This is a genomic window from Stenotrophomonas maltophilia, from assembly GCF_003970865.1.
Taxonomy (GTDB): domain Bacteria; phylum Pseudomonadota; class Gammaproteobacteria; order Xanthomonadales; family Xanthomonadaceae; genus Stenotrophomonas; species Stenotrophomonas maltophilia_AR.
In genome coordinates this window covers 1-20747 of record NZ_RXLZ01000044.1, presented here as the reverse complement: position 1 = coordinate 20747, position 20747 = coordinate 1, and the positions used below count along the sequence as shown (strand labels likewise).

Genomic DNA, 20747 nt, shown 5'->3' with positions numbered 1-20747 from the left:
CCCCGTTGACGGCATTCCGACAGCCGACGGAAGTCACGGTTCTGGATGCGGGCCGAATGGGGTCGAAAAAAAAGAAACCCGCGCCGAAGCGCGGGTTCCGGGGTCACGACCGAACGGCGATGGATCAGCCGCGCAGCTGCTCCAGCGCGGCGTTGAAGGTCGCGCTCGGGCGCATCGCCTTGCTGGCCTTGGCCACGTCCGGGCGGTAGTAGCCGCCGATGTCCACGGCCTTGCCCTGCACCGCGATCAGCTCTTCAACGATCTTCTGCTCGTTGTCGGTCAGTGCCTTGGCCAGCGGGGCGAAGCGTGCCTTCAGTGCGGCGTCCTCGTCCTGCGCGGCCAGCGCCTGCGCCCAGTACAGCGCGATGTAGAAGTGGCTGCCACGGTTGTCGATGCCACCCAGCTTGCGCGACGGCGACTTGTCGTTGTCCAGGAACTGGCCGTTGGCTTCGTCCAGCGCCTTGGCCAGCACGCGGGCGGCAGCGTTGTCGTAGCGGTTGCCCAGGTGTTCCAGCGACGCGGCCAGGGCCAGGAACTCACCCAGCGAATCCCAGCGCAGGTAGTCCTCTTCGACGAACTGCTGCACGTGCTTCGGGGCCGAACCACCGGCGCCGGTCTCGAACAGGCCACCACCGGCCATCAACGGCACGATCGACAGCATCTTGGCGCTGGTGCCCAGCTCCATGATCGGGAACAGGTCGGTGAGGTAGTCGCGCAGCACGTTGCCGGTCACCGAGATGGTGTCCTCGCCCTTGCGGATGCGGTCCAGCGAGAACGCGGTGGCTTCCACCGGCGGCAGGATGCGGATGTCCAGGCCGTTGGTGTCGTGGTCCTTCAGGTACTGCTCGACCTTGGCGATGACCTGCGCGTCGTGGGCGCGGGCGGCATCCAGCCAGAACACGGCCGGGGCGCTGCTCAGGCGGGCGCGTTCGACGGCCAGCTTGACCCAGTCCTGGATCGGCGCGTCCTTGGTCTGGCACATGCGCCAGATGTCACCGGCTTCCACGGTGTGTTCGAACACCACGGTGCCCGCGTCGTCGGTGACCTTGACCACGCCATCGGCAGCGATCTGGAAGGTCTTATCGTGCGAGCCGTACTCTTCGGCCTTCTGCGCCATCAGGCCGACGTTCGGCACCGAGCCCATGGTGGCCGGATTGAACGCACCGTGCGCCTTGCAGTCGTCGATGACGGCCTGGTACACGCCGGCGTAGCAGCGGTCCGGAATGACGGCCTTGGTGTCCTGCAGCGTGCCTTCGGCATTCCACATCTTGCCGGAGTCGCGGATCATCGCCGGCATCGAGGCGTCGACGATCACATCGCTCGGCACGTGCAGGTTGGTGATGCCCTTGTCCGAGTTGACCATGGCCACGCCCGGGCGCTGTGCATACTCGGCCGCCAGGTCGGCTTCGATCGCGGCGCGGGTGGCTTCGGGCAGCGACGGCAGGCGCGCAGCCAGGTCACCGATGCCGTTGTTGGCATCGAAACCGGCCTGCTTCAGCACGTCGGCATGCTTGGCCAGCACGTCCTTGTAGAACTCGTTGACCGCCACGCCGAACATGATCGGGTCGGAGACCTTCATCATGGTCGCCTTCAGATGCAGCGAGAACAGCACGCCCTGGGCCTTGGCATCGGCAATCTGCTCACCGATGAACGCGGCCAGTGCCTTGCGGCTCATGACGGCGGCATCGACGATCTCGCCGGCCTTGACCGCGGTCTTTTCCTTCAGCACGACGGTGCTGCCGTCCTTGCCGTGGAAGGTGATCTTCAGCGCACCGGCGTTGGCCAGGGTGGCCGACTTCTCGCTGCCGTAGAAATCACCGGCGGCCATGTGCGCGACGTGCGACTTCGAATCCGACGCCCAGGCGCCCATGCGGTGCGGGTGCTTGCGCGCGTAGTTCTTTACCGACAGCGGCGCGCGGCGGTCCGAATTGCCTTCGCGCAGCACCGGGTTCACCGCACTGCCCTTGACCTTGTCGTAGCGCGCCTTGTAGTCGCGCTGCTGGTCGTCGGCCGGGGTTTCCGGGTAATCCGGCAGCGGATAGCCCTGGTCCTGCAGTTCCTTGATGGCCGCCTTCAGCTGCGGCACCGAGGCGGAGATGTTCGGCAGCTTGATGATGTTGGCGTCCGGCGTGGTCGCCAGCTGGCCCAGCTCGGCCAGGTCGTCGCTGACCTTCTGCGCGTCGCTGAGCAGTTCCGGGAACAGCGACAGGATGCGGCCGGACAGCGAGATGTCACGGGTTTCCACCACGATGCCTGCGGTGGCGGTGTAGGCGCCGACGATCGGCAGCAGCGACTGGGTGGCCAGGAACGGGGCTTCGTCGGTCAGCGTGTAGAGGATCTTGGACATGGGGGACTTGGACTCTGTAGCAGTGCTCAGGGGAAGGCCGGCGCCAGCGCCGGGCCACGTGCAACCGTGTCGCGCGCGGGGCCGGGCCCCACGCTTTCCCCCGTCGCCGTCAGGGTGGGCGCGCGGCGGGGAAACCCCTGCATTGTCGCGTTTTCAGCCGCGCGGGGCAAAGCCGCGCCATACGCGGCGGTACTGCATGCCGGCAACGCTGTGATCCATCCACGCACGGCGTGGGTGAAGCGCGGCCCGCGCTGTCAGTAGATCCACGCCATGCGTGGATGGGGCCAGCCGCCGCCCAATAAAAAAGGACGCAGCCTCGCGGCTGCGTCCATCGTGAGCCCTGCCGGGAGAGAGTCGGCAGGACTTACTTGACCTCGAACTCCTGCGGCGTTCCGGCCGCCTTGCCATCGACGGTGACCTCGGCGCGGTACTTGCCGGCCGGCCAGCCCTTTGCATTCTTGAAGGTGACGTTGGTGGTTTCCGCACCACTGGTGTTCAGCGTGGCGTTCTGTTCGCCGGCCACCTGGCCGTCCTGGTAGGTCAGCTTCGCGCCGACGGTGACGTTGTTGGCGGCACCGTCGGTCTTGACCGAGACGATGACGTCATCCTTCGGTGCGAACAATGCCGTCGTCGCAACCGACTTGTCGGCGGCTGCGGTCTTGCCGACGGTGACCGCCGAGACGCTGACTGCAGCGGCTTCGGCCATCGGCGGCGGTGCGCCGGTCATCGGTGCAGGTGCTGCCGGTTCGGCCGGAGCGGTCGCTGCGGGAGCGGCGTTGCTGTCGGTCGATTCTTCTTTCTTCTTGCAACCGACCAGCGCAACGCTGCCCAGCAGGGCGGCGATCAGGGCGGTCTGGAGCGGGGTGGTCTTGATCATTCGGGGTTCCTCCCAGGGATTGTCGGACGGCGTTCAGCCGGCTTACTTCGGCGGCAGTTTCAGGGTCTGGCCCGGGAAAATCTTGTCCGGGTCATCAAGCACATCGCGGTTGGCTTCGAAGATCTTCTTCCAGGCATTGGCGTCGCCCAGATGCTGCTTGGCGATCTTCGACAGCGAGTCACCCTTCTGCACGGTGTAGGTGCCGCCGCTGACGACGTCTGCGGTGCTGTCCACCGAAGCGCTGACGCCAGAGAAGTCTGCCTTCGGCACCTGCTCGGCGGTACTGTCGACACTGCCACTGACGCCGGAGAAATCGGCTTTCTTCTCGGTACTCATCCACAACTCCCGTCTGCATGACTACGTGATTCGCACGGTGCCATGGAGGTTGTTAAATGGGGATGGTGCAGATGTGAAGCCGCCCCCGGGGGCGGCTGAACAATCGGGAGAGACGGTGCCCGGTAGTGCCGGCCGCTGGTCGGCTGTGCCAGGGGGATCCGGCCTTGGCCGATTGCCGGCCAGCGGCCGGCACTACCCGTAACCGCCTGCGATCCAAAGGTAACGCCGGCCGCTGGCCGGCGGTTACTGCCGCAGTTCGCGGTAGGTCGCAGCCGGAGCCGCGATGCCGGGGCTGGCACGCCAGGGATTGATGTCCAGGCCACCACGGCGGGTATAGCGGGCCTCCACTTCCAGCCATTGCGGCTGGCAGCGCGCAGACACCTCGCTGAAGATCCGCTCAACGCACTGTTCGTGGAACTCGGCATGCTCGCGGTAGCTGACCAGATAGCGCAGCAGGCCGGCACGGTCGATCTTCGGACCGCGGTAACGCAGGCTGACCGTGGCCCAGTCCGGCTGGCCGGTGACCGGGCAGTTGGACTTCAGCAGCGCCGAGACCAGGGTCTCCTCCACCACCTCGCCCGCATCGGCGACGAGGAAGTCCGCCTGCGGCGGACCGTAGCAGTCGATCTCCACGTCCAGCCCGTCGATGGACTCACCGAGTGGCGTCTCACACAGGCCCGGCAGGCCGAACTCGACCTGGACCGGCGCACCGGCGCAGGCCGACAGGTCGGCCACCAGGCGCTCGCGCAGTGCCTCGGCGCTGTCGATACGGGTGCTGTTGAGGGAGTTGAGGTACAGCTTGAACGACTTCGATTCGATCAACCGCGGCGAGGTGCACGGCACCTGCACGGTGGCGACGGCGACCTGCGGCTTGCCACGCGGGTCGAGCCAGCTCAGCTCGAAGGCGTGCCAGCGGTCGTGGCCGACGAATGGCAGCGCGGCGTCATCGAGGCCGATCTCGGCGCGGGCGCCGATGCGCGGGATGGGAAACAGCAGGCCGGGATCGTACTGCGACGGGTAACTGACCTCGCGACCGAGCTTACATGGACGTACTTGCAGCGGCCCCTGCCACCGGACCCACCCCGCCATCCCTCAGGAAACCAGCTTTTTGACGTTGACGTGGCTTTGGCCTCAGCGGGTGCAGGGCGCAGCCCTGCCGGAAACCCTCATCCCGCCGGAGTGCCTGCACCGTGCAGGTAATCCAGGCTCACCTGCAGCAGCGCGCGCAGCCCCACATCCAGCGCCTTCTCATCCAGCAGGAACTTCGGCGAATGGTTCGCCGGCGCCGTCGCCGGGTCGATGCCCACGCTGGTGGAGCCGACGAAGAAGAACATCCCCGGCACTTCCTTCGCGTACAGCGAGAAATCCTCCGCACCCATCTGCAGCGGCGGCTCGTACACGTTGTCCTTGCCTACCACCGCCTGCAGGCTCGGCAGCATCTTCGCCGTCAATGCCGGGTCGTTCACCGTGGCCGGATTGCCGTCGGCCTCGTAGATCTCGGTCACCGCTTTCGCACCATGCGCGGCGGCGGTGTGCTCGGCCACGTTGCGCAGGTCGGCAAAGATCTGCTGGCGCATGCCTTCATCGAAGGTGCGGATGGTGCCGACCATCTCCACTTCATCGGGAATGATGTTGTAGCGGATGCCGCCGTTGATCGCGCCGAAGGTCAGCACCGCCGGCTGCTTGGACAGGTTGGCACGGCGGCTGACGATGGTCTGCGCGGTTCCCACCAGATCGGCGGTGGCGACGATCGGGTCAATGCCGTTCCACGGTGCGGAACCGTGCGTCTGGCGACCGGTCACCTTGATCCCGAATCGATCCGAAGCCGCCATCAGCGGGCCACCACGCACGGCGATCTGCCCGGCCTGCACGCTGGAGAACACATGCAGGCCAAACACGGCCTCCGGCTTGAAGTCGGCGAACAGGCCTTCCTTCAACATGAGTGCGGCGCCACCCTCCTCCGGTGGCGGCGCGCCTTCCTCGGCCGGCTGGAAGATCAGCATCACCTGGCCCGGCAGGTCCTTCTTCATCGCGACCAATGCTTCGGCCACGCCCAGCAGGGTGGCGGTGTGCGCGTCATGGCCGCAGGCATGCATCACGCCCACGGTCTGGCCGCGGTACTGGTCGGTGGCCTTGGAGGCGAACGGCAGGCCGGTCTGCTCGGTCACCGGCAGCGCGTCCATGTCCGCGCGCAGGGCGATCTTCGGGCCGGGCTTGCCGCCTTCGATGATCGCCACCACGCCGTGGTGGGCGATGCCGGTCTTCGGCTTCAGGCCCATCGCACGCAGGCGCTTGGCGACCTCGGCCGAGGTTCGCACCTCGCGGTTGGACAGTTCCGGGTGCTGATGGAAGTCACGGCGCCATTCGACCACCTTGGCCTGCAGGCGCTGGGCGGCGGCGGTCACTTCGGGGCGTTGCCCGTCCTGGGCATGGGCAAGGGCCGGCAGGGCCAGCAGCAGGGCGGACAGCAACAGCGAACGGCGCATCGCGATCTCCACGGCAGGGGGTTCCAGCTGAATGTAGGGCAACGCCGCCGCCACGGGAACCTCCGCGGCCAGATCCGGTCATAGCGCCCGTCCCATCCGTCATGCAGGAAACGTGATGTGGCGCAGGTATGCTTTGCGCATTGCCAACCGGGGTCGCGCCCCGTCCAGCCCTCTTGGAGTCCTTGAATGTCACGTGTTTGGAAGATCGTGCTGCTGGTCGTGGCGGTACTGGTGCTGGCCGTGGTCGGCCTGCGCGTACTCGGCGGGGGCAAGGACAAGGCCGGTGGCGCGGCGGCAGCTGCGCGCCAGGGCGGTGAAGACCCGGATGCCGGCCCGGTGCCGGTGACCGTGGTGGATGCGGCACGCCAGGACGTGCCGGTCTATGCCAGCGCGCTGGGTACGGTGACGGCAATGAACACCGTCACCGTCAGCCCGCAGGTCGGCGGACAGCTGATGAGCCTGAACTTCCGCGAAGGCCAGGAAGTGAAGAAGGGCGATGTGCTGGCGGTGATCGACCCGCGCACCGCCCAGGCCAGCTATGACCAGGCGGTGGCATCCAAGCGCCAGAACGAGGCGCTGCTGGCCACCGCGCGTTCCAACTACCAGCGCTCGAACGCGCCGGAGTATCGTCAGTTCGTCGCCAAGACCGATCTGGATACACAGCGAAACCAAGTGGCACAGTATGAAAGCGCCGTGGCCGCCAACGAGGCCAGCATGCGCTCGGCGCAGGTACAGCTGCAGTACACCAAGGTCACCGCACCGATCACCGGCATCGCCGGCATCCGTGCGGTCGACGCCGGCAATGTGGTCAACGCCGGCACCGCGCTGGTCACCCTGACCCAGATCCATCCGATCCACGTGCTGTTCAACCTGCCCGAGCGCCAGCTCGGCGATGTGCGCCAGGCGCAGGCCGCCGGTGCGGTACCCGTCGCGGCACTGGACCGCGCCGATTCGCACGTGCTGTCCGGCGACGGCAAGCTTGACGTGGTCGACAACCTGATCAGTGCCGACAGCGGCACGTTCAAGGCGCGCGCGATCTTCGACAACACCGACAACGGACTGTGGCCGGGCCAGTTCGTCAACGTGCGCATGCAGCTGCGCACGATCGCCGGCGGCGTGGTCATCCCGACCCAGGCCGTACTGCGTGGGCCGGATGGCGAGTACGTCTATGTCGTGCAGGGCGACAACACGGTGAAGATGCAGACCGTGCGCAGCGGCGTGGAAGTGGGCGACAGCCAGGTGCAGATCGCCGAAGGCCTGAAGGGCGGCGAGCGGGTAGTCAGTGAAGGCCAGTTCCGCCTGAAGCCGGGCAGCAAGGTCACCGCGCTGAAGCCGGGCGAGACTCCGGTCGCACCGACCGAGGCCGAACTGAAGGCCGCCGAACAGAAGAACGGCGGCGGTGGCCGTCGCGGTGGTGGCCCGCGCTGAGCGCAGGCTACTGACCTTCCCGCGCCGGCAAGCCTGCCGGCGCTGCCATTGAAGTGCCAGCAAGGATCAGTCCGTGGGCTTTTCGACGATCTTCATCCGCCGCCCCATCGCCACCTCGCTGTTGATGGCGGGCCTGTTGCTGCTGGGCATCCTCGGTTACCGCAAGCTGCCGGTGTCGGCGCTGCCGGAAATCGATGCGCCCAGCCTGGTGGTCACCACCCAGTACCCCGGCGCCAACGCCACCACCATGGCCTCGCTGGTCACCACGCCGCTGGAGCGCCAGTTCGGGCAGATCTCCGGGCTGGAGCTGATGACCTCCGACTCGTCGGCCGGGTTGTCCACGATCATCCTGCAGTTCTCGATGGACCGGAACATCGACATCGCCGCGCAGGACGTACAGGCGGCGATCCGCCAGGCCACCCTGCCCTCGTCGTTGCCCTACCAGCCGGTCTACAACCGGGTGAATCCGGCCGACGCGGCCATCGTCACCCTGAAACTGACCTCTGACACGCGCCCGCTGCGCGACGTCAACAACTACGCCGACTCGATCCTGGCCCAGCGCCTGTCGCAGGTGCAGGGCGTGGGCCTGGTCTCGATCGCTGGCAACGTGCGCCCGGCCGTGCGCATCCAGGTCAATCCGGCACAGCTTTCGAACATGGGCCTGACCCTGGAGCAGCTGCGCAGCGCGCTGACCCAGGCCAACGTCAACGCGCCGAAGGGTTCGCTGAACGGCAAGACCCAGTCCTACAGCATCGGTACCAACGACCAGCTCACCAGTGCCGCCGAGTACCGCGACACCATCATCAGCTACAAGAACGGCCGTCCGGTGCGTTTGTCCGACGTGGCCGAGGTGGTTGATGGCGTGGAGAACGACCAGCTGGCCGCCTGGGCCGATGGCAAGCCGGCGGTGCTGCTGGAAGTGCGCCGCCAGCCGGGCGCCAACATCGTGCAGACCGTCGAGCGCATCCGCGCGATCCTGCCGCAGCTGCAGGGCGTGCTGCCAGCCGACGTGCACCTGGAGATCTTCAACGACCGTACCGAGACCATCCGCGCCTCGGTGCATGAGGTGCAGTTCACCCTGATCCTGACCATCGGCCTGGTGGTGGCGGTGATCTTCGTGTTCCTGCGCCGCCTGTGGGCCACGATCATCCCCTCGGTGGCGGTGCCGTTGTCGCTTGCAGGCACCTTCGCGGTGATGGCCTTCGCCGGCATGTCGCTGGACAACCTGTCGCTGATGGCGCTGGTGGTGGCCACCGGTTTCGTGGTCGACGATGCGATCGTGATGATCGAGAACATCGTGCGCTACATCGAACAGGGCAAGAGTGGCAAGGAAGCGGCCGAGATCGGTGCACGCCAGATCGGCTTTACCGTGCTGTCGCTGACCGTTTCACTGGTGGCGGTGTTCCTGCCGCTGCTGCTGATGCCCGGCGTCACCGGCCGCCTGTTCCACGAGTTCGCGTGGGTGCTGAGCATCGCTGTCGTGCTGTCGATGCTGATCTCGCTGACGCTGACCCCGATGATGTGCGCCTACCTGCTCAAGCCCGACGCCCTGCCCGAGGGCGAGGACGCGCATGAGCGCGCAGCGGCGGCCGGCAAGCAGAACCTGTGGACGCGCACCGTCGGCCTGTACGAGCGCAGCCTGGACTGGGTGCTGGACCACCAGCGCCTGACCCTGGCCGTGGCCGGCGGCGCACTGGTGCTGACTGTGCTGCTGTACGTGCTGATTCCCAAGGGCCTGCTGCCCGAACAGGACACCGGCCTGATCACCGGCGTGGTCCAGGCCGACCAGAACATCGCCTTCCCGCAGATGGAGCAGCGCACCAAGCAGGTGGCCGAGGCGCTGCGGCAGGATCCGGATGTGACCGGCGTGTCGGCCTTCATCGGCGCCGGCAGCATGAATCCCACGCTCAACCAGGGCCAACTGTCGATCGTGCTGAAGGAGCGCGGCGAGCGCGATGGCCTGGATGAGATCCTGCCGCGCCTGCAGAAGGCGGTGGCCGGTATTCCGGGCGTGGCGCTGTACCTGAAGCCGGTACAGGACGTGACCCTGGACACCCGCGTGGCCGCCACCGAGTACCAGTACTCGCTGTCGGACGTGGATTCGGCGACGGTGGCCACCCAGGCCACGCGCCTGACCGAAGCGCTGCGCAAGCGCCCGGAGCTGGCCGACGTCGACAACAACCTGTCCAACCAGGGCCGCGCGCTTGAACTGAACATCGACCGCGACAAGGCCAGCGTGCTGGGCGTGCCGATGCAGACCATCGACGACACGCTCTACGATGCGTTCGGCCAGCGCCAGATCTCGACCATCTTCACCGAACTCAACCAGTATCGGGTTGTGCTGGAAGTGGCGCCGGAGTTCCGCACCAGCACCGCGCTGATGGAACAGCTGGCCGTGGCCTCCAACGGTGCAGGCGCCCTCACCGGCACCAATGCCACCAGCTTCGGCCAGGTCACCTCGTCCAACTCGTCCACCGCCACCGGCATCGGCGCGCAGAACACCGGCATCACCGTCGGCGCCGGCAGCATCATTCCGCTGTCGGCACTGGCCGAAGGCAAGGTCAGCAGTGCGCCGCTGGTGGTCAGCCACCAGCAGCAGCTGCCGGCGGTGACGGTCTCGTTCAACGTGGCGCCGGGCTATTCGCTGTCCGAAGCCGTGCGTGCGATCCAGGAGACCAAGGACAGCCTGGACATGCCGGCGCACCTGCATGCCGAATTCATCGGCAAGGCCGCCGAATTCACCGGCAGCCAGACCGATGTGGTGTGGCTGCTGCTGGCCTCGCTGGTGGTCATCTACATCGTGCTGGGCGTGCTGTACGAGAGCTACATCCACCCGATCACGATCATCTCCACGCTGCCGCCGGCCGGTGTCGGCGCGCTGCTGGCGCTGATGCTGTGCGGGCTGAGCCTGTCGGTGGATGGCATCGTCGGCATCGTGCTGCTGATCGGCATCGTCAAGAAGAACGGCATCATGATGGTGGACTTCGCGATCGAGGCGCGCCGCGCCGGTGCCAATGCGCATGAAGCGATCCGTCGCGCCTGCCTGCTGCGCTTCCGCCCGATCATGATGACCACCGCTGCGGCCATGCTCGGCGCGCTGCCGCTGGCACTGGGTACCGGCATCGGTTCGGAACTGCGCCGCCCGCTGGGCATCGCCATCGTCGGCGGCCTGCTGCTGTCGCAGCTGGTGACCCTGTACACCACGCCGGTGATCTACCTGTACATGGAGCGCTTCTCCGAATGGCTTGCCCGCCGCCGCGAGCAGCGCGCACTGCGCGACGGTTCGCTGCAGGAGCCACGGGCATGATCCACGCCCCGCTGCCGCGGGGGGCCGCACGGTGAACCTGTCCGGCCCCTTCATCCGCCGCCCGATCGGCACCGCGCTGCTGGCCATCGGCCTGTTCATGGTCGGCCTGATCTGCTACCTGCGCCTGGGCGTGTCGGCACTGCCGAACATCGAGATCCCGGTCATCTTCGTGCACGCCAGCCAGTCCGGTGCAGATGCGGCAACCATGGCCTCCACGGTCACCGCGCCGCTGGAACGTCATCTCGGCCAGCTGCCGGGCATCGACCGCATGCGCTCGTCGAGCTCGGAAGGCAGCTCGCTGGTGTTCATGATCTTCCAGAGTGGCCGCAACATCGATTCGGCCGCGCTGGACGTACAGACCGCGATCAACTCGGCGCAGGCCGACCTGCCCTCGGGCATGGGGTCGCCGATGTACCAGAAGGCGAACCCGAACGACGATCCGGTGATCGCCATCGCGCTCACCTCGCAGACGCAGTCGGCCGATGAGTTGTACAACGTCGCCGACTCGCTGCTGGCGCAGCGCATCCGCCAGATCAGCGGCGTCGCCTCGGTCGACATCGCCGGTGCTTCGACGCCGGCGGTACGCGTGGACGTCAACCTGCGCCTGATGAACGCACTCGGCCTGACCGCCGACGACCTGCGCAACGCCGTGCGTGCAGCCAACGTGACCTCGCCCACCGGCTTCCTCAGCGATGGCAACACCACCACCGCGATCATCGCCAACGATTCGGTCGCCCGCGCCACCGACTTCGCCGACCTGGTGGTCAAGACCCAGGGCGATGGCCGGGTGATCCGGCTGAAGGACATCGCCAACGTCTACGACGGCCAGCAGGACGCCTACCAGGCGGCCTGGTTCGATCGCAAGCCGGCGGTGGTGATGTACGTGTTCACCCGCGCCGGCGCCAACATCGTGGAGACCGTGGACCGGGTCAAGGCGCAGATCCCCGCGCTGCGCGACTACCTGCAGCCCGGCACCACGATGACGCCGTACTTCGACCGTACGCCAACCATCCGCTCGTCGCTGCATGAAGTGCAGATCACCCTGCTGATCAGCCTGGCGATGGTGGTGCTGACCATGGCGCTGTTCCTGCGCCGGCTGGCACCCACGTTGATCGCCGCCGTGACCGTGCCGCTGTCGCTGGCCGGTGCCGCGCTGGTGATGTACGTGATGGGCTTCACCCTGAACAACCTGAGCCTGCTGGCGCTGGTGATCGCGATCGGCTTCGTGGTCGACGATGCGATCGTGGTGATCGAAAACATCATGCGCCACCTCGACGAAGGCATGCCGCGAATGCAGGCGGCGCTGACCGGCGCGCGCGAGATCGGCTTCACCATCGTCTCGATCACCGCCTCGCTGGTGGCGGTGTTCATTCCGCTGCTGTTCGCCAGCGGCATGATGGGCGCGTTCTTCCGCGAGTTCACCGTCACCCTGGTGGCAGCGATCGTGGTCTCGATGATCGTCTCGCTGACGTTGACCCCGGCGCTGTGCAGCCGCTTCCTCAGTGCGCACGACCACAGCGCACCGCCGTCGCGTTTCGGCCGCTGGCTGGACGCCGGCCACGAGCGCATGCTGCGCATCTACACCGTTTTCCTCGACTTCTCGCTGCGCCACGCGCTGCTGCTGTCGCTGACGCCGCTGCTGCTGATCGGTGCCACCGTCTTCCTGTTCGGTGCAGTGAAGAAGGGCGCGTTCCCGCCGCAGGACACCGGCCTGATCTGGGGCCGCGCCAACTCCAGCGCCACGGTCTCCTTCGAGGACATGGTCAGCCGCCAGCGCCGCATCACCGACATGCTGATGGCCGACCCGGCGGTGAAGACGGTGGGCGTGCGCCTGGGCAGCGGCCGCCAGGGTTCCAGCGCACAGTTCAACGTCGAGCTGAAGTCGCGCAAGGAAGGCCGCCGCGAAACCACCGCGCATGCCCTGGCGCGACTGAGCGCCAAGGCCGACCGCTACCCCGACCTGCAGCTGCGCCTGCGTGCGATCCAGGACCTGCCCAGCAACGATGGCGGTGGCTCCAGCCAGGGCGCGCAGTACCGCATCTCGCTGCAGGGCAACGACCTGGCGTCACTGCAGGAATGGCTGCCCAAGCTGCAGGCGGAGTTGAAGAAGAACCCGAAGCTGCGCGACGTCGGCACCGACGTGGACAATGCCGGGCTGCGCCAGAACATCGAGATCGACCGTGCCAAGGCGGCCCGCCTGGGCGTTTCGGTCGGCGCCATCGACGGCGCGCTGTACGGCGCGTTCGGCCAGCGCCAGATCTCCACCATCTATTCGGACATCAACCAGTACAGCGTGGTGGTCAACGCCCTTCCTTCGCAGACCGCTACGCCGGCGGCGCTGGACGAGGTGCATGTGCGTGCGCGCAACGGTGACATGGTGCCGCTCACGGCGGTGGCCAGGCAGGTGCCGGGGCTGGCGCCTTCGCAGATCACCCATGAGAACCAGTACACGACGATGGACCTCAGCTACAACCTGGCGCCGAACGTGAGCATGGGCGAGGCCAAGGCGATCATCGACGCGACAGTGGCCGGCATGCGCATGCCCGGCGACATCCGCCTGGCTGATGACGCCGGTTTCGGGTTCAACTCCGACCCCAGCGACATGCTGATCCTGGTGTTTGCCGCGATCCTGACCGTGTACCTGGTGCTGGGCATGCTCTACGAGAGCCTGATCCACCCGGTCACCATCCTGTCCACGCTGCCGGCGGCGGGCGTGGGTGCGCTGCTGGCGTTGTTCGGCACCAACACCGAGTTGTCGGTGATCTCGATGATCGCGCTGGTGCTGCTGATCGGCATCGTCAAGAAGAACGCGATCATGATGATCGACTTCGCGCTGGTGGCGCAGCGCGAACATGGGCTGGCACCGCGCGAGGCGGCACGTGAGGCCAGCATCGTGCGCTTCCGCCCGATCATGATGACCACGATGGTGGCGATCCTGGCCGCGGTTCCGTTGGCGATCGGCCTGGGCGAAGGGTCCGAGCTGCGTCGTCCGCTGGGTATCGCGATGATCGGCGGCCTGCTGTTCTCGCAGAGCCTGACCCTGCTCAGCACGCCGGCGCTGTACGTGATCTTCTCCTGCCTGGCCGAGCGCTGGCGGGCACGTCGCGCACGCAAGCGCGAAGCGAAGCTGCTCAAGCGCGCGCAGCGGGCGTAGAACGGCCCATCCACGCATGGCGTGGATCTACGGGGGTAGAGCCGGCCGCTGGCCGGCTTTCTCCGTACAGTGCGCCTGCCGGCCAGCGGCCGGCACTACCATGGTCCGGAAGGTGGGTGCGGACCGTTGGTCCGCACTCCATATTTCACGCGTGGCCCGCAATAATGGTGGAAGACCCTTCCACCGAGCCTGCATGTCCGCCCGCGAATCCCGCCTCAGCCGCCTGTGGGCCCACGAAAAGGCCAGTTACGGCCTGCGCGTGTTCATCGCCCTGACCGCAGCGCTTGCCGTGTGCTGGCAGCTGGATGCGCTCACTGCCCTGCCCGGCGTGTTCCTCGGCATCATCGCCAGCGCCATCGCCGAGACCGATGACAACTGGTGGGGCCGTACCAAGGCGGTACTGCTGTCGCTGCTGTGCTTCTGCCTCGCCGCCGCCTCGGTGATCTGGCTGTTCCCCTGGCCATGGATCTTCATCGGTGCGCTGGCGCTGTCCACGTTCGGACTGACCCTGCTGGGTGCGCTCGGCGAGCGCTACGCATCGATCGCCCAGGCCACGGTAACGCTGGCGATCTACACCATGATCGGGCTGGAGCAGCATGGCGCCAGCGACCTGCACAGCGCGCTGGACGCGGTCAGCCACCTGCTGGCCGGTGCGGTCTGGTACGGCCTGCTGTCGATCCTGTGGACCGCACTGTTCGCCAACCGTCCGGTACGCGAACGCGTGGCGCGCCTGTACGTTGAACTGGGGCGCTACCTGCAGTTGAAGGCAACACTGTTCGAGCCGGTGCGCGAGGCTGACCTGCAACGTCGCCAGCTCGACCTGGCCGAGCAGAACCGGCGCGTGGTCGGTGCGTTGAACGAGGCCAAGACCGCGATTCTCGCCCGCTTCGGCCGTTCCGGGCGGCCGGGCGTGAACTCCGGCCTGTACCTGCGCCTCTATTACATGGCACAGGATTTCCACGAGCGCGCCAGCTCCTCGCACTACCCGTACGGTGCGCTGGTCGATGCTTTCTTCCACAGCGATGTGCTGTACCGCTGCCAGCGCCTGCTCGACCTGCAGGGCCAGGCCTGCGCGCGGCTGGGCGAGGCGATCCGCCTGCGCCGTCCATTCGTGTATGGCGAAAGCAACCAGCAGGCCGGACGCGATCTGGCCGATGCGCTGGCCTACCTGCGCGACCAGCAACGGCCGCAATGGCAGCGACTGCTTGGCTCGCTCGACCTGCTGGTGCACAACCTGCGCAGCATCGAACGCCGCCTGCTGGATGCGGAGCGCTCCGAGGCCAGCCTGGACAACGTCGATACGCGCCTGCGCGACAGCAACCCGCACACCCTGCGCGAGATGGGCGTGCGCGTGCGCCAGCAGCTCACGCCCGGCTCGGTCCTGTTCCGCCACGGCCTGCGCATGGCATTGGCGCTGATCGTCGGTTTCGCGGCAATCCGCCTGTTCAATGCCCAGAACGGCTCATGGGTGCTGCTGACCATCGTGTTCGTATGCCGCCCCAACTTCGGCGCCACCCGCCAGCGCCTGGCGCAACGCATCGTCGGCACCGTGGCCGGCCTGGTACTGACCTGGGCGCTGCTGCAGCTGTTCCCGCAGCTGCACGTGCAACTGCTCATCGCGCTGCTGTCGGCGCTGTTGTTCTTCTTCACCCGCACCGACCGCTACCTGGTGGCATCGGCGGCGATCACGGTGATGGCCCTGACCTGCTTCAACCTGATCGGCGATGGCTTCGTGCTGATCGTGCCGCGCATGGTCGATACGCTGCTGGGCTGCGCGATTGCCGCCGCCGCCGCGTTCCTGATCCTGCCCGACTGGCAGGGCCGCCAGCTGCACCTCGTGCTGGCGCGCGTGCTGGACACCGCTGCACGCTACCTGGATTCGGTGCTGGGCCAGTACCGCAGTGGCATGCGCGATGACCTGGCCTACCGCATCGCCCGCCGCGACATGCACAACGCCGATGCCGCGCTGTCCACCGCGCTGTCGAACATGCTGCGCGAGCCGGGCCACGTGCGCCGCAACCTCGATGCCGGTTTCCATTTCCTGGCGTTGTCCAACATGCTGCTCGGCCATCTCTCGGCGCTGGGTGCGCACCGCGACCAGGTGGACAGCTACGCCGGCGATCCGCTGGCGCTGGCCGCCGGTGAACGCGTGCGCAAGGCGCTGCAGCAGCTGGCCTCGGCCCTGGCCGCACGGCAGCCAGTCAGTGAGGACGACAACGACGCCGACCGCGCGGTGGCAGCCGAGCTGGAGCAGATCGACGAGGCGATGCCGCCGAAGCTGCAGCTGATCCGCACGCAGATGGCGCTGGTGCTGCGGATGCTGCCGAAGGTGCGGGCGGCGGCGAATGAGGCGGTGACCAGCCTGACCTGATCCCTCATTGCTGGTCGGACATTCCATCCACGCGTGGCGTGGATCTACTGCACCGTGTGCAACCGTGTGTTGCGCTTGGCGATGCACCCCGATCACATTCCCGCGCGGATACTGGGTGATCCCCTGCTCCCGGACTCCCCATGAAGATCGAACTCGCCGGCCGTACCGCGCTGGTTACCGCCTCCACCGCCGGCATCGGCCTGGCGATCGCCCAGGGCCTGGCCACCGCGGGTGCGCGGGTCATTCTCAACGGCCGCAGCACCGACAGCGTCGAACGCGCCCGCCAGCGCCTGCTCGCCGCCGTTCCGGGTGCCGACGTGCTCGGCGTGGCCGCCGACCTCTCCGATGCGGCCGGCGTCGACACGCTGCTGGCGGGCCTGCCCAAGGTCGACATCCTGGTCAACAACGCCGGCATTTTCGGCCCCGAGGACTTCTTCGAGACCGAAGACGCAACCTGGGAGCGCTACTGGCAGACCAATGTGATGTCCGGCGTGCGCCTGTCGCGGGCACTGCTGCCGGCGATGGTCGATGCCGGCTGGGGTCGCGTACTGTTCATTTCGTCCGAATCGGCACGCAACATTCCGGCCGACATGATCCATTACGGTGTCAGCAAGACCGCGCAGCTGTCGCTGTCGCGCGGCCTGGCCAAGCGCGTGGCCGGCAGCGGCGTCACCGTCAACGCGGTGCTGCCCGGCCCGACCCTGTCCGACGGTTTCGCGGCGATGTTCGAAGATGAACGCCAGCGCAGCGGCAAGCCGCTGGAGCAGATCGGCCGCGAGTTCGTGATGGCCCACCGGCCGTCTTCGGTGATCCAGCGCACCGCCACGGTCGAGGAAGTGGCCAACATGGTGGTGTACCTGGCCTCGCCGCAGGCTTCCGCCACTTCCGGTGCGGCACTGCGCGTGGATGGCGGCGTGGTCGACGATATCGTCTGAGACATTCAGGCCGAGTGCGGACCAACGGTCCGCACCCACCGCCATGGGGTCTGGGTAGATCCACGCCATGCGTGGATGCGCCCCACCGCAGTCCCGACACACGGGCAGGAATGCTAGGCTGCGCCGGTCAAGGAGGCTCCATGTCCGGTCACAACCAGTTCGCCCTGCTGCGCCAGCGCCGTTTCCTGCCGTTCTTCGTCGTCCAGGCGCTCGGAGCGTTCAACGACAACGTGTACCGGCAGGCGATCATCAGCATGTTGCTGTTCATGGCCGTGCCGGAGGAAGAACTGGGGCTGTATGCCACGCTGGCACCTGCCATCTTCATCCTGCCGTACTTCCTGTTCTCGGCACTGGCCGGGCAGATCGCCGACAAACTGGAAAAATCGCGGCTGATCGTGATCACCACCACCATGGAGATCGTGATCATGTCGCTGGCGGCCACCGGCTTCCTCACCCAGAGCCTGCCGGTGCTGCTGGTCGCCTTGTTCTGCACCGGCATGCAGTCAACCCTGTTCGGCCCGGTGAAGTACTCGGTGCTGCCCTCGGTGCTCAAGCCCGAAGAGCTGACCGGCGGCAACGGTCTGGTTGAAATGGGCACCTCGATGTCGATCCTCTCCGGCATGATCGTCGGCGGCCTGGTGTTCACTGTGGCCGGCAGCCACGGCACGGTGGTGGCGGCCTGCGCGATCATCGGCCTGGCGATCTGCGGCAACATCGCCGCGCGCCTGATTCCCAAGGTCGATGCCGGCGACCCGAACCTGAAGATCAACTGGAACCCGCTGCCGGAGTCACTGGCGGTGCTGCGCATGGCGCGCCAGCAGAAGGCGGTGCGCAATTCAATCCTGGGCGTGTCCTGGTTCTGGTTCGTCGGCACCGTGCTGACCTCGCAGCTGCCGGCCTATGCCGTGACCAACCTCGGCGGTGAGCCAACTCTGTACATCTTTGCGCTGGCCCTGTTCTCGGTCGGCACCGGCATCGGCTCGCTGCTGTGCGAGAAGCTGTCGGCACGCACGGTGGAAATCGGCCTGGTGCCGTTGGGCGCGTTCGGCATGACCGCGTTCCTGCTCGACCTGTACTTCGCCCGCAGTGGCGAAGCGACCGTGCACGGACTGACCATCGGAACGTTCCTGCAGCAGCCGGGCAGCATCCGCATCGTCATCGACCTGATCGGCATCGGCCTGTTCACCGGCATCTTCGTGGTGCCGCTGTTCGCGCTGATCCAGAGCCGCACACCGAAGGCGCAGATGTCGCGCGTGTTTGCCGCACTGAACATCCAGAATTCCGGCTTCATCGTCGGCGCAGCCCTGCTGTCACTGGCCGCGCACAAGCTGCTGCACTGGACCATTCCGCAGCAGTTCCTGGCGCTGGCCATCGCCAACGCTCTGGTGGCGATCTACATCTTCACCATCGTCCCCGAATTCCTGATGCGCTTCCTCAGCTGGCTGATGGTGCGCACCCTGTACCGCCTGCGTCCGCACGGCATCGAAGCGAACGTTCCCGACGAGGGCGCCGCGCTGCTGGTCTGCAACCATGTCAGCTACATGGACGCACTGATCCTGTCGGCGACGATTCCGCGCCCGGTGCGCTTCGTCATGTACTACAAGATCTTCAACATCCCGGTGATGCGCTGGATCTTCCGTACCGCCAAGGCGATCCCGATCGCCGGTGCGCGCGAAGACCCGGCGTTGATGCAGCGCGCGTTCGATGACATCGACGCCGCACTGGCCGAGGGCGAGCTGGTCTGCATCTTCCCGGAAGGTGCACTGACCAAGGATGGTGCGATGGCACCGTTCAAGTCCGGCGTCGAGAAGATCCTCGAACGGCGCCCGGTGCCGGTGGTGCCGATGGCCCTGCGCGGCATGTGGTCGAGCATGTGGAGCCGGCGCGACAGCCGCCTCGGCCGCATGCGCGTGCCGCGCCGTTTCCGTGCCACCGTCGAGGTGGTGGCGGCACCGGCCGTGGATGGCCACACCACCAGCGCCCCGGTGTTGGAGGCCCAGGTGCGGGCCCTGCGCGGCGATCACGCCTGACGCAACCGGCCCGCCAGGCGGGCCCGGCAACCTCCCCCACATACGTCACCGTCCAGTGGCGTACGCGACATGTCGTGACTGTAAACGCATACATGCAACGTCGGTTGCGGTAGATTACGCACCCACAGGGGGGAGGTCCGGCCGGTACATCACGGCTGGCCACCAAGGAATGGAGTCTTGCTTTGAATCAACCGCCACCGCTCAGCCGTCCGGTCTACATCCCCAACCATCTGGTCTGGGCGATCCTGACGACGCTGTTCTGCTGCCTGCCGTTGGGCGTGGTGTCGATCGTCTATGCCTCCCAGGTCGATGGCCGCCGCGCGGCCGGCGATCTTCCGGGGGCCTACAGTGCGTCGCGCAAGGCGGGCTGGTGGGCGGTGGCTTCGGCCGTGGCCCTGCCGGTCCTGTTGCTGTTGTGGTTCGGGCTGTTCGGCGGCTTGGCCGTACTGGGCGCTCTTTCCGACCAATGATTCACCACCACCACCCATCAAGGAGCTTGAACCCATGAATACTGCTACTCCGCAGGTCCCGAACAACCTGGTCTGGGCGATCCTGTCCACCCTGTTCTGCTGCCTGCCGGCCGGCATCGTGTCGATCGTCTACGCCGCCCAGGTCAACGGCAAGCTGGCCGCTGGCGACATCGCCGGCGCCCAGGACTCCGCAGCCAAGGCCAAGAAGTGGGCCATGTGGTCGGCCATCGCCTGGGTCGTGCTGGTCGTGCTGTACGTGCTGTTCTTCGTTGTGCTCGGCGGCATGGGCGCGATGAGCAACGGCAGCTACTGATACGCCTGGACGGATCCGGCGCCTGCGCCGGATCCGTTGTTGCATGTCCGCGCTTCCCGCTCGTTCCCGACTCGCCCGCTGGGCACCGCTGCTGGTTTCCGCCGGCCTGGCCGTGGGTGCCACGGTGGTCCTGCGCAACGTCAATCCGTATGTCGCCGGCAATCCACTGCCGAGCTGCCCGCTGTACGCCCTGACCGGCCTGTACTGCCCGGGCTGTGGCAGCACGCGCTGCCTGTATTCCCTGGTCCACTTCGACCTGCCCGGCGCGATGGCGATGAACCCGCTGCTGGTCATCAGCCTGCCGTTCCTGTTGCTGATGCTGCTGAACATCGCCGGCATCCGCCCACGCGTGCTCGATCCGCTGATGCGGGTGCTGGCCAATCCCGTGTTCTGGCTCTGGGTGCTGCCCGGGTATGCGCTGCTGCGCAACCTGCCGTGGGCACCGTTCACTGCACTGGCACCGATCTAGGTTTCCAGCCAACGGCGCAGCCCCTCGTGGTGGGCGGCGTTTGAAGGCAGAAGCCTTGGGGTTGGCCGGGCGCGTCCACCACGGAAAAGAAAGAGAAGATCAAAAGCGGAAGCGGATCGCTTGGCTCGGCAGCCCCCACTGGCGTGGGTCAACCGTTTGGCCAAAGTGCGACCCCGCCAAAAACCCCCGGAAAGCTGGGGGGGGGGGGGGGGGGGGGGGGGGGG

At 66.9% G+C, this 20747-nt stretch carries 14 protein-coding genes; 9 read left to right on the top strand and 5 right to left on the bottom strand.

What is annotated here, in order from left to right; all coding sequences use genetic code 11:
- Positions 1–124: 124 nt before the first annotated feature.
- The 5 genes from EKL94_RS14950 to EKL94_RS14930 form a co-directional block, all read right to left on the bottom strand.
- Positions 125–2347 (bottom strand): NADP-dependent isocitrate dehydrogenase, encoded by a 2223-nt coding sequence (locus tag EKL94_RS14950; protein WP_126929677.1) that lies wholly within the window; start codon positions 2345–2347, stop codon positions 125–127.
- A 364-nt stretch (positions 2348–2711) separates the two neighbouring features.
- Positions 2712–3224, bottom strand: a complete 513-nt coding sequence (locus EKL94_RS14945; RefSeq protein ID WP_032130280.1) for a hypothetical protein — start codon at positions 3222–3224, stop codon at positions 2712–2714.
- A 42-nt stretch (positions 3225–3266) separates the two neighbouring features.
- Entirely contained in the window at positions 3267–3560 is a 294-nt protein-coding gene (locus tag EKL94_RS14940) for a LysM peptidoglycan-binding domain-containing protein (RefSeq protein ID WP_005419771.1), read from the bottom strand.
- Between the two features lie 243 nt (positions 3561–3803).
- On the bottom strand, positions 3804–4649 hold the full coding sequence (gene queF, locus EKL94_RS14935; RefSeq protein WP_126929676.1) for an NADPH-dependent 7-cyano-7-deazaguanine reductase QueF: 846 nt from the start codon (positions 4647–4649) through the stop codon (positions 3804–3806).
- A gap of 77 nt (positions 4650–4726) precedes the next feature.
- The gene (locus EKL94_RS14930; RefSeq protein WP_126929675.1) at positions 4727–6046 is read right to left on the bottom strand and encodes a M20 family metallopeptidase; all 1320 of its coding nucleotides are present in this window, start codon (positions 6044–6046) and stop codon (positions 4727–4729) included.
- Positions 6047–6232: 186 nt separating this feature from the next.
- Here EKL94_RS14930 and EKL94_RS14925 point away from each other — a divergent pair, with 186 nt between their 5' ends.
- From EKL94_RS14925 to EKL94_RS14885, 9 genes are all read left to right on the top strand, one after another.
- A complete protein-coding gene (locus EKL94_RS14925) occupies positions 6233–7474 on the top strand; it encodes an efflux RND transporter periplasmic adaptor subunit (RefSeq protein WP_049411831.1) in 1242 nt (413 codons plus the stop codon).
- 73 nt (positions 7475–7547) lie between these two features.
- Entirely contained in the window at positions 7548–10781 is a 3234-nt protein-coding gene (locus EKL94_RS14920; protein ID WP_126929674.1) for an efflux RND transporter permease subunit, read from the top strand.
- 31 nt (positions 10782–10812) lie between these two features.
- Positions 10813–13935 (top strand): efflux RND transporter permease subunit, encoded by a 3123-nt coding sequence (locus tag EKL94_RS14915; RefSeq protein ID WP_126929673.1) that lies wholly within the window; start codon positions 10813–10815, stop codon positions 13933–13935.
- Between the two features lie 193 nt (positions 13936–14128).
- Positions 14129–16306 carry a YccS family putative transporter gene (yccS, locus tag EKL94_RS14910; RefSeq protein ID WP_126929672.1) on the top strand — a complete coding sequence of 726 codons (2178 nt, stop codon included), beginning with the start codon at positions 14129–14131 and terminating at the stop codon, positions 16304–16306.
- Positions 16307–16446: 140 nt separating this feature from the next.
- The gene (locus EKL94_RS14905) at positions 16447–17241 is read left to right on the top strand and encodes an SDR family NAD(P)-dependent oxidoreductase (protein WP_071305944.1); all 795 of its coding nucleotides are present in this window, start codon (positions 16447–16449) and stop codon (positions 17239–17241) included.
- Positions 17242–17381: 140 nt separating this feature from the next.
- Positions 17382–19271 carry an MFS transporter gene (locus EKL94_RS14900; protein WP_126929671.1) on the top strand — a complete coding sequence of 630 codons (1890 nt, stop codon included), beginning with the start codon at positions 17382–17384 and terminating at the stop codon, positions 19269–19271.
- A 182-nt stretch (positions 19272–19453) separates the two neighbouring features.
- On the top strand, positions 19454–19741 hold the full coding sequence (locus EKL94_RS14895) for a CD225/dispanin family protein (protein ID WP_005419784.1): 288 nt from the start codon (positions 19454–19456) through the stop codon (positions 19739–19741).
- A gap of 34 nt (positions 19742–19775) precedes the next feature.
- The gene (locus EKL94_RS14890) at positions 19776–20054 is read left to right on the top strand and encodes a CD225/dispanin family protein (protein ID WP_126929670.1); all 279 of its coding nucleotides are present in this window, start codon (positions 19776–19778) and stop codon (positions 20052–20054) included.
- Between the two features lie 43 nt (positions 20055–20097).
- The gene (locus EKL94_RS14885; RefSeq protein WP_006473646.1) at positions 20098–20523 is read left to right on the top strand and encodes a DUF2752 domain-containing protein; all 426 of its coding nucleotides are present in this window, start codon (positions 20098–20100) and stop codon (positions 20521–20523) included.
- The last annotated feature ends 224 nt before the right edge of the window (positions 20524–20747 follow it).

Coding starts and splice junctions, on each gene's coding strand:
- EKL94_RS14945 (WP_032130280.1), bottom strand. CDS start 3,224: ATGATCAAGACCACCCCGCTCCAGACCGCCCTGATCGCCGCCCTGCTG.
- EKL94_RS14905 (WP_071305944.1), top strand. CDS start 16,447: ATGAAGATCGAACTCGCCGGCCGTACCGCGCTGGTTACCGCCTCCACC.
- queF (WP_126929676.1), bottom strand. CDS start 4,649: ATGGCGGGGTGGGTCCGGTGGCAGGGGCCGCTGCAAGTACGTCCATGT.
- EKL94_RS14950 (WP_126929677.1), bottom strand. CDS start 2,347: ATGTCCAAGATCCTCTACACGCTGACCGACGAAGCCCCGTTCCTGGCC.
- EKL94_RS14925 (WP_049411831.1), top strand. CDS start 6,233: ATGTCACGTGTTTGGAAGATCGTGCTGCTGGTCGTGGCGGTACTGGTG.
- EKL94_RS14900 (WP_126929671.1), top strand. CDS start 17,382: ATGTCCGGTCACAACCAGTTCGCCCTGCTGCGCCAGCGCCGTTTCCTG.
- EKL94_RS14940 (WP_005419771.1), bottom strand. CDS start 3,560: ATGAGTACCGAGAAGAAAGCCGATTTCTCCGGCGTCAGTGGCAGTGTC.
- EKL94_RS14890 (WP_126929670.1), top strand. CDS start 19,776: ATGAATACTGCTACTCCGCAGGTCCCGAACAACCTGGTCTGGGCGATC.
- EKL94_RS14930 (WP_126929675.1), bottom strand. CDS start 6,046: ATGCGCCGTTCGCTGTTGCTGTCCGCCCTGCTGCTGGCCCTGCCGGCC.
- EKL94_RS14885 (WP_006473646.1), top strand. CDS start 20,098: ATGTCCGCGCTTCCCGCTCGTTCCCGACTCGCCCGCTGGGCACCGCTG.
- yccS (WP_126929672.1), top strand. CDS start 14,129: ATGTCCGCCCGCGAATCCCGCCTCAGCCGCCTGTGGGCCCACGAAAAG.